The organism is Duganella callida (assembly GCF_004614165.1).
Taxonomy (GTDB): Bacteria; Pseudomonadota; Gammaproteobacteria; order Burkholderiales; family Burkholderiaceae_D; genus Rugamonas; species Rugamonas callida.
In genome coordinates this window covers 21,878-29,713 of the sequence record NZ_SPVG01000251.1, presented here as the reverse complement: position 1 = coordinate 29,713, position 7,836 = coordinate 21,878, and the positions used below count along the sequence as shown (strand labels likewise).

The 7,836-nt window shown below is 64.6% G+C and carries 7 protein-coding genes, 1 tRNA gene and 1 pseudogene; 5 read left to right on the top strand and 4 right to left on the bottom strand.

The window, feature by feature from the left end; all coding sequences use genetic code 11:
- Positions 1-160 (bottom strand): SDR family NAD(P)-dependent oxidoreductase (locus tag E4L98_RS26250; RefSeq protein ID WP_135204486.1); only part of this gene is annotated, 160 nt, incomplete at its 3' end.
- A gap of 137 nt (positions 161-297) precedes the next feature.
- Here E4L98_RS26250 and E4L98_RS26245 point away from each other — a divergent pair.
- Positions 298-1,227 (top strand): LysR family transcriptional regulator, encoded by a 930-nt coding sequence (locus E4L98_RS26245; RefSeq protein WP_135204485.1) that lies wholly within the window; start codon positions 298-300, stop codon positions 1,225-1,227.
- Positions 1,228-1,279: 52 nt separating this feature from the next.
- Here the strand turns inward: E4L98_RS26245 and E4L98_RS26240 are convergent.
- Positions 1,280-1,356 (bottom strand) — tRNA-Pro (locus E4L98_RS26240).
- A 130-nt stretch (positions 1,357-1,486) separates the two neighbouring features.
- On the opposite strand from E4L98_RS26240, the gene E4L98_RS26235 reads away from it, so the two are divergent.
- A complete protein-coding gene (locus E4L98_RS26235; RefSeq protein ID WP_135204484.1) occupies positions 1,487-2,851 on the top strand; it encodes a metal-dependent hydrolase family protein in 1,365 nt (454 codons plus the stop codon).
- A 56-nt stretch (positions 2,852-2,907) separates the two neighbouring features.
- Here E4L98_RS26235 and E4L98_RS26230 read toward each other — a convergent pair.
- Positions 2,908-3,078, bottom strand: a pseudogene (locus E4L98_RS26230) (tartrate dehydrogenase); the annotation flags it as partial.
- A 250-nt stretch (positions 3,079-3,328) separates the two neighbouring features.
- Here E4L98_RS26230 and E4L98_RS26225 point away from each other — a divergent pair.
- Genes E4L98_RS26225 through E4L98_RS26215 form a run of 3 tightly spaced genes read left to right on the top strand, consistent with a single transcriptional unit; the run spans position 3,329 to position 6,704 of the window.
- Positions 3,329-5,614 carry a TonB-dependent receptor gene (locus E4L98_RS26225; protein WP_229257586.1) on the top strand — a complete coding sequence of 762 codons (2,286 nt, stop codon included), beginning with the start codon at positions 3,329-3,331 and terminating at the stop codon, positions 5,612-5,614.
- A gap of 41 nt (positions 5,615-5,655) precedes the next feature.
- Positions 5,656-6,003 (top strand): arsenate reductase (glutaredoxin), encoded by a 348-nt coding sequence (arsC, locus tag E4L98_RS26220; RefSeq protein WP_135204482.1) that lies wholly within the window; start codon positions 5,656-5,658, stop codon positions 6,001-6,003.
- 2 nt (positions 6,004-6,005) lie between these two features.
- Positions 6,006-6,704, top strand: a complete 699-nt coding sequence (locus E4L98_RS26215; RefSeq protein WP_135204481.1) for a DUF6445 family protein — start codon at positions 6,006-6,008, stop codon at positions 6,702-6,704.
- A 76-nt stretch (positions 6,705-6,780) separates the two neighbouring features.
- On the opposite strand, the gene E4L98_RS26210 is transcribed toward E4L98_RS26215, so the two are convergent.
- Positions 6,781-7,698 (bottom strand): TIGR03571 family LLM class oxidoreductase, encoded by a 918-nt coding sequence (locus E4L98_RS26210; RefSeq protein ID WP_371857288.1) that lies wholly within the window; start codon positions 7,696-7,698, stop codon positions 6,781-6,783.
- Between the last annotated feature and the right edge of the window lie 138 nt (positions 7,699-7,836).

Genomic DNA, 7,836 nt, shown 5'->3' with positions numbered 1-7,836 from the left:
CGATTTCGGCGGCCAGCGCCGTGGCGGCCGCGCCGGAGGCCTGGTAACCAATGGCGACGATGGCGCCCTCGCGGGCCAGACGGCGCGCGGCGGCGGCGCCGATGCCGCGTGAACCGCCGGTGATGAAGGCGACTTTGCCTTTCAGTGGAGTGGTGCTCATGATGCTTTCCTTTCGGGGTTGAGAATCGGTAAGGCAAAGTATGGACAGCGGCGGTCGTCCCCGGTAGCCGCTGGCGGGGAAGGAAAGATTCAACCGCCGGTATAAAATGCCGCTGTTACCTCGTCAATCCGGCCGCCATGCAAGCTGAATTCGTGATCTACCTCGAGGCTTTCGTCGCCGCCGCCGACGAGGGCAGTTTCTCGGCCGCGGCGCGTCGCCTCGGCCTGACGCCGGCCGCCGTCAGCAAGAACGTTGCGCGGCTGGAGGCCGGGCTGGGCGTGCGCCTGTTTCAGCGCAGCACGCGCAGCATCAGCCTCACCGCCGAAGGCGAAAGCCTGCACCTGCAGGTGCGCATGCCGTGGACCGACATCGCCGACGCGCTGTCGGCGCTGCGACAGGGCGCCGGCAAGCCGGCCGGCACGCTGAGGGTGGCGATGGCGCCGACCGTCGGCCGCCTGTACATCGTGCCGCTGCTGGAGAAGTTTTTGCAGCGCTATCCCGACATCACGCTCGACCTGTCGTTCGACAACCGCCAGGTCGACCTGATCGCGCAGGGCTACGACGTGGCCATCGGCGGTGGCATCGAACTGACCGACGGCCTGATCGCGCGCGAGCTGGCGCCGATGCTGAGCGTGATGGTGGCGGCGCCGGCCTACCTGGCACGCCATCCGCCGCTGCGGCAGCCGTCCCAGTTGGCCGCGCACGGCGGTCTGCTGCGCCGCTCGATGAGTTCGGGGCGCGTGGTGCCGTGGCTGCTCAAGAATGGCGTCGGCGAGGCGGTGGTGGGCAGCGTGCGCGCGCTGGCCGTGATCGACGATCCGGAAGCCATCGCGCGCGCCGCCGCCTGCGGCCTGGGCCTGGCGATGTTGCCGTTGCCGCACGTGCTGCCGCTGCTCGATAGCGGCGAACTGCTGCGGGTGCTGCCGGAATGGCATGGCGAGACGCGGCCGCTATCGATCTATTACGCCAGCCGCAAACTGGCGCCGGCCAAGGTGCGCGCCTTCGTCGAACACGTGGTCGACGAAGTCCGCGTGGGCGGCCTGCGCGAACGCTTCGGCGCGGTCTGACTGGAACGACGCGCTACCCGACGCGCAGTCGTTGAAACAGGTGTTTGAGATCTGGTCGGGGCGAGAGGATTCGAACCTCCGGTCTCTACGTCCCGAACGTAGCGCTTTACCGGACTAAGCTACGCCCCGACTTGTGTGGTGATAATTAAATCAGAACTTGGCGTAAAATTCAACTATCGGCGTGCGCAACAAAATAGTTGATGTGTTCTCCTGAAATCGTGGGGTAATATTTTCCATTATTCTATTTTTGGAGATATCGATGCGCGCTCATCCGGGTCTGACTGTCGTTGCCGCCGCTTGCCTGGCCGTTTGCGCCAGTGCCGCCGCCGCGCCGCTGGTTGCCGTTCAATGCGGGCAACTGCTCGACACGCAATCGGGCAAGCTGCTGGGTGAGACCACGGTGCTGATCGACGGCAAACGCATCACCCAGCTCAGCGCCGGCAAGCAGGCGCCGGCAGGCGCCACCGTGATCGACCTGGCCGGCCAGACCTGCCTGCCGGGGCTGATCGACAGCCACACACACCTGACCGGCCAGACCAGCCCCACCGCGTATTCCGACCAGTTCCGCTGGAATATCGCCGACTTTGCGATCCGCTCCACCAATTACGCGCGCGTGACGCTGCTGGCCGGCTTCACCACCGTGCGTAACCTGGGCGACAATGCCAACACCTCGATCTCGCTGCGCAACGCCATCAATGCCGGCGTAGTGCCGGGCCCGCGCATCTTCACCGCCGGCAAGGCGGTTGGTTCGACCGGCGGCCACGCCGACGATTCGGACGGCTATCGCGCCGACCTGATGGCCGATTACGGTCCCAAGGACGGCATCATCAACGGTGCCGCCGACGCATGGAAGGCGGTGCGCCAGCATTACAAGGATGGTGCGGACCTGATCAAGATCATGCCGTCCGGCGGCGTGCTGGATGAGAGCAAGAGCGCCGACAACGCGCAGATGACGATCGAGGAGATCAAGGCGGTGGTGGCCGCCGCCCACGATTACGACATGACGGTGGCCGCGCACGCCCACGGCGCCGAGGCGATCCGCCGTGCCGTGATCGGCGGCGTCGATTCGATCGAACACGGCACCTACATGAGCGATGAGGACATGAAGCTGATGAAGGAGCACGGCACCTACTACGTGCCGACCATCATCGCCGGCAAATACGTCGAGGGCAAAGCCAAGGTGCCGGGCTACTTCCCGCCGCAAGTGGCGGTGAAGGCCGCGGCGGTCGGTCCGCTGATCCAGGCCACCGCCGGCCGCGCCTACAAGGCCGGCGTCAAGATCGCCTTTGGCACCGATGCCGCGGTCTATCCGCACGGCGAAAACGCCAAGGAGTTCGGCTACATGGTGGAGGCGGGCATGCCGCCGCTGGCGGCGATCCAGGCCGCCACCACGCACGCCGCCGCGCTGCTCAAGCAGGACAAGGATCTGGGCAGCATCAGCGCCGGCAAGTTCGCCGACCTGGTGGCGGTGCCCGGCAATCCGCTCAGCGACATCGGCCTGATGACCAAGGTCAGCTTCGTGATGAAGGAGGGCGTGGTGTATAAGCAGGACAGCAAGCCGACGCCGTTCGTCGCCAGCCTGAACGAGGGCGTGGCGCCGAGGGACGTCGATTACGGTCTCTGACCCGGCGCGATCAGCGACGCGCGGAAGTCGGTGACGTTGATGAGTGTCGGACCGGTGGTGGCGACGCTGGTGTCCAGCGTGGCCGGCTGGTTGACCATGCGCGCGGTGGCGCCGTCCACCACCTTCCTGTTCCACTTCACGTCCGGGAACTCGCGCCAGACTTGCGGTGCGACTTCGTCCCCCATCGCCATCGCGTGGCGCTGGGCGTTGGACTTTTGCAAAGCGGACGGCTCAGGTGCTGCCGAATCACCGCACGTCCCACGCCGACATCCGCACCTTCCTCGATTTCCTGTCCGTGGCCTTGAGACGCCTCAAATAAAAGCGGTTTGTGACTGTATTCCAACGTCTTGGCAAAGTTCTTGCTTTGTTAAAAGATCAATATGGTTAATATAAACAGTTAGCCCGGAATGCATCAATTTGGGGCGTCACGGAGAAGATCACATGGATATTCGGCGCAAACTTGTCGCAACCGCAGTGATGGCAGCATTCGGCGCCCCGGCGTGGGCGCAGCAGCAGTCGGACGAAATCGAAGTCGTGAAGGTGACAGCGCAGAAGCGCAAGGAAGATCCGGCCAAGGTGGCGATGAGTATCAGCGCCGTCACCGGTTCGCAGCTGCAGGCGGAGCACGTGCGCGACATCACGGATCTGACGCGGGTGGTGCCGAATATCTCTTTCACGGCGGCCAGCGGCAATGGCGGGGCCGGGCCGGGCACCTCCAACGTCGAGATACGCGGCATCTCGTCGACCGCCGGCGCGGCGACCGTGGGGATTTATCTGGGCGATACGCCGGTCACGGTCGGTAACGTCTACACCATGGGGAATATCGAGCCGCGCTTCTTCGATATCGACCGCGTGGAGGTGCTGCGCGGGCCGCAGGCAACCCTGTACGGCGCCGGTTCCATGGGCGGCACCATCAAGTTCGTGCCGAACGAGCCGGATCTGAAGGAGCGCGAGGTCACCACTTACACCGAAGTGTCGAACACGAAGGGCGGCAGCGCGAATTATGCGGTCAACGTGGTGGGGAATTTTCCGCTGATCCCGGACGAACTGGCGCTGCGCCTGGGCGTGCAGGCGCAGCACACCGGGGGCTTCATCAACCAGGTGGATGGCGATGGCGCGGTCCTGGCCAACAACATCAACAAGATCAGCGACCAGGAGTTCCGCGGCTCGCTGAAGTGGAAGCCGGTGCGTTCGGTGACCATCACGCCCTCGGTCTATTATCAGCGCATCGATGCCAAGGACATCGCGGCGTTCAATCTGGATCTGCCCTTGTACTCGGCGCAGAAGCAGGTGCGCGAGCCGTCCATCGACAAGCTGCTGGCGCCTAGCGTGACGGTCAACTGGGACATGGGCGAGGTCGATCTGACTTCGGCCACCAGCTACTTCGAGCGCAAGTTCGATCGCACGCAGAACGGTTCGGCTTACAACAGCTATTCGCTGTCGACGTTTTTGACCTCGACCGCGGATGGCGGCAAGGCGCCGCCGGAGCTGATCGATGCGATCGCGGGGCTGCCGTCGGCCGTGTACCTGAACAACCAGGTGCGGCAGGTGTCGCAGGAATTCCGCCTGGCGTCGCGGCCGTATGACGAGAAGGTGTCGCCGTGGACCTGGCTGGCGGGCGCCTACCTCTCGGTCCAGCATACCAACATCATCGAGAACGATCCTATCTTCGGCGTGACCGACATTTTCAGGCAGTTCGGCTTCGACATCGCCGATCCCGAGCTGCTGCCGGATGCGCGTCCCGGCCAGTTCCCGAACGATAACTCGTTTGCCGGCGCCTTCCACTATCGCGAGAAGCAGAAGTCGGTGTTCGGCGAACTGAATTACTACTTCACGCCGGCGCTGCACGCGACCGTGGGCGCGCGTTATCTGCGGGCCGATACCACGCTGGAGCAGCGCAACGGCAATTATCTGGCCGGCGCGGGCAACAACAGTGGTGCGGCGACGTCCTCTCACGCGTTCACGCCCAAGTATGCGCTGACCTGGGAAGTCAATCCGACCAATACCGTGTATACCAGCGTGGCCAAAGGCTTCCGCCTGGGCGGTGCGAACATCTATGTGCCGCCGACCACCTGCGGCCAGGACCTGGAAGCGAACGGCATCACGGCCGGTCCGCCGTCGTATGCGCCGGATAGTCTGTGGAGCTACGAGTTGGGCAGCAAATCGCGCTTCCTGAACAACCGCGTGTCGGTGAACGCGGACGTGTTCTACGTGAAGTGGAAGAACATCCAGCAGGGCGTGTATCTGCCCACCTGCGCCTATACCTACAACGCCAACGCCGGCGACGCCACCACCAAGGGCTTCGAGTTCGACATCAAAGCCAAGCCGCTGCCCGGACTGACGCTGAGCGCCTCGGGCGGCTACGTGAAGGCCGAGCTGTCGAACGACGTCGGCATCGAGAACGGCGTGGTGGGCGCGGTGGCGGGCGCGCAGATCCAGGGTGTGCCGAAATATAATGCGGCGGTCAATGCGACCTACAACTTCTCCGCCTGGGAGCGACCGGCGTTCGTGATGGCGGGGATGCAATGGGTGGGCTCCAGCAAAGGCTCGCTGGACCCGGAACAGACCGACTACAACCGTCCGGCGTATCACACCACCGACTTCAGCGCCGGCATGACATTCGATCGCTACGCCTTCACCGTGTTCGTGAAAAACGCGTTCGATACGGACACCATTATTCAGCATCCGCAGGTTGCGTCCATCGTGCAGGGTTACCGGCTCACGCCACGCAGCATCGGCGTCAGTCTGGCGACCAGGTTTTAAGTCATAATGCTGCCTTGGTTATTCCGTACAAAGGCAGCATCATGAGCATCACCATCTACCACAACACCGCCTGCGGCACCTCGCGCAAAACGCTGGAAGCCATCCGCGCGTCCGGTGTCGAACCGCGGATCATCGACTACGTGAAGAACCCGCCATCGCGCGCGGAACTGCAAGAGATGATCGCCAAGGCAGGCATCGGCGTGCGGCAGGCCATGCGCAACAAGGGCGACCTTTACGTGGAACTGGGATTGGCCGACGTCTCCCTGTCGGACCAGGCGCTGCTGGACACGATGATGGCACATCCCATCCTGATCGAGCGCCCGTTCGTGGTGACCGGCAAGGGCGTGCGCCTGTGCCGTCCGTCCGAGCTGGTGCAGGAAATCCTGTAAGCATGTTCAATCCGCGCCCGGTGATACAGGCGGCGGCCCTGGACGAGGGGCGCTACTGCCTGGTGGTGGACGAATTCCTGCTGGAGCCGCACAAGATGGTGGACCACGCCGTGGCGCAGCGTGAAGCGTTCCGTGCGGCTCCGGTCAACCTCTATCCCGGCATCGAGCAGCCTATGCCAGCGGCGTTTGACCAGACCATGATGGCGTTCTTCGATGCCCATCTGGCGCCGGCGTTCGGCGCAGTGCGTGCGCTCGGCGTGAACACGCGCATGTCCATCGTCACCCTTAAGCCGGAAGAGCTGATGCCGCAGCAGCGCATCTGTCACCGCGACGCGCGTGAATCTCCGCCGGGCGAGGGCGCGATGGCATCGGTACTGTATCTGTTCGACGACCCGCGGCTGGGCGGCACCAGCTTCTACCGGCCGCGCCGGCATCCGCTGGAAATCGACCACCTGCTGCTGCAGGCGCGCCACCTCGACAACGATGCCTTCAGCCGCCTGCTGGGCGCGCCGCCGCAGTACTACAACGGCGATCCGCAATACTTCGACAAGCTGGGCACCCTACCGGCCCGATGGAACCGCGCCATCTTCTACGATGCCACCATTTTCCACAGCGGCCAGATCGACCTGCCGGAACTGCTGTCGCCGGACCCCGGCCAAGGTCGCCTCACCATCAACGCCTTCCTTCGCTACCGCAAATAACTGCGGGGACAGACCACGTTTTTGCAATTTTTTAGCGGAGCTAAAAAATTGCAAAAACGTGGTCTGTCCCCGGTGGTTAGAACGCCGGCAGGACGTGGTGGGCGATTTCCTCCATGGTCTCGGCGATGGGGCGCTGGTTGCGGCGGAAGTGCAGGCCGATGTGGTGTACGCCGGCCGCCTTCATCGCTGTCAGTTCGGCGATCAGACCATCGCGGCCCGTCGCCGCGCCAAAGCGGTGGCGGCGCAGCGGGGCGTCGGGATCGGCCAGCAGGTCGAGGTGGATGAAGCTGATGTAAGGTTTGTCCGCACCGGCCACCTCGCGCCACAAGGCCGAGCGGCGCGCGTGGTCTTCCGGCGTGCCGGGATAGGCCAGCCAGCCGTCCATGTGGGCGCCCGCCCACGACGGTGTCTGCTGGGCCAGGCCAGCCACCAGCAGCGGAATCGGCTGCGCAGGGCGGGGCAGCAGTTGCACGCCGGGCGGCCAGGCCGGATCGTGGCCGGCGCGCAGTTGCCCGATCTGGTTGCGGAACGCGGCGCCGCGCTGGTCGAAATCGCGGCCGAAGATCGGGTATTCGATGGGACGGTCGCCGCTGGCGGTGCCCAGCAGCAGTCGGCCATGGCTCAGCTGCTGCACGGTGGCGGCCGATTTCATGGTCAGCACCGGCTCGCGCAACGGCAGCACCACGGCGGCGGTGCCGAGCAGGATGTGTTTGGTGATGCCGGCCAGGTAGCCGAGATAGCTGAACACTTCGAACACCTGGGCCGCATCGCCGAACGCGGGATCGTACAGCGGCACGTCGCGCACCCACAGCGCGCGGAAGCCCAGGGTGTCGGCCAGGGTGGCCAGTTCGGCGTGCCGTTGCAGGTCCGGCTCGCCCGGCAGGCGGCCGGCGGCGCGGCGGGCGGCATCGCCGGCGGGTGTCCAGTCATGGTCGAGCGGCAGTTCGATGCCGACGGAGAAGCCGCCGCGCGTCAGTTGTTGCAGTGCTTGCATGATGTTTCCTTATTCCGTTGAAGCCCCCAGTCTAGGCTGGGGCGGCATAAAGAAAAATCCGTGCAGAAACAAATCACCGTTGCGACGGCAGCAGCAATCCGGGGTCAGTTCTGCCAATCGCACACGGGCTCAAGCATT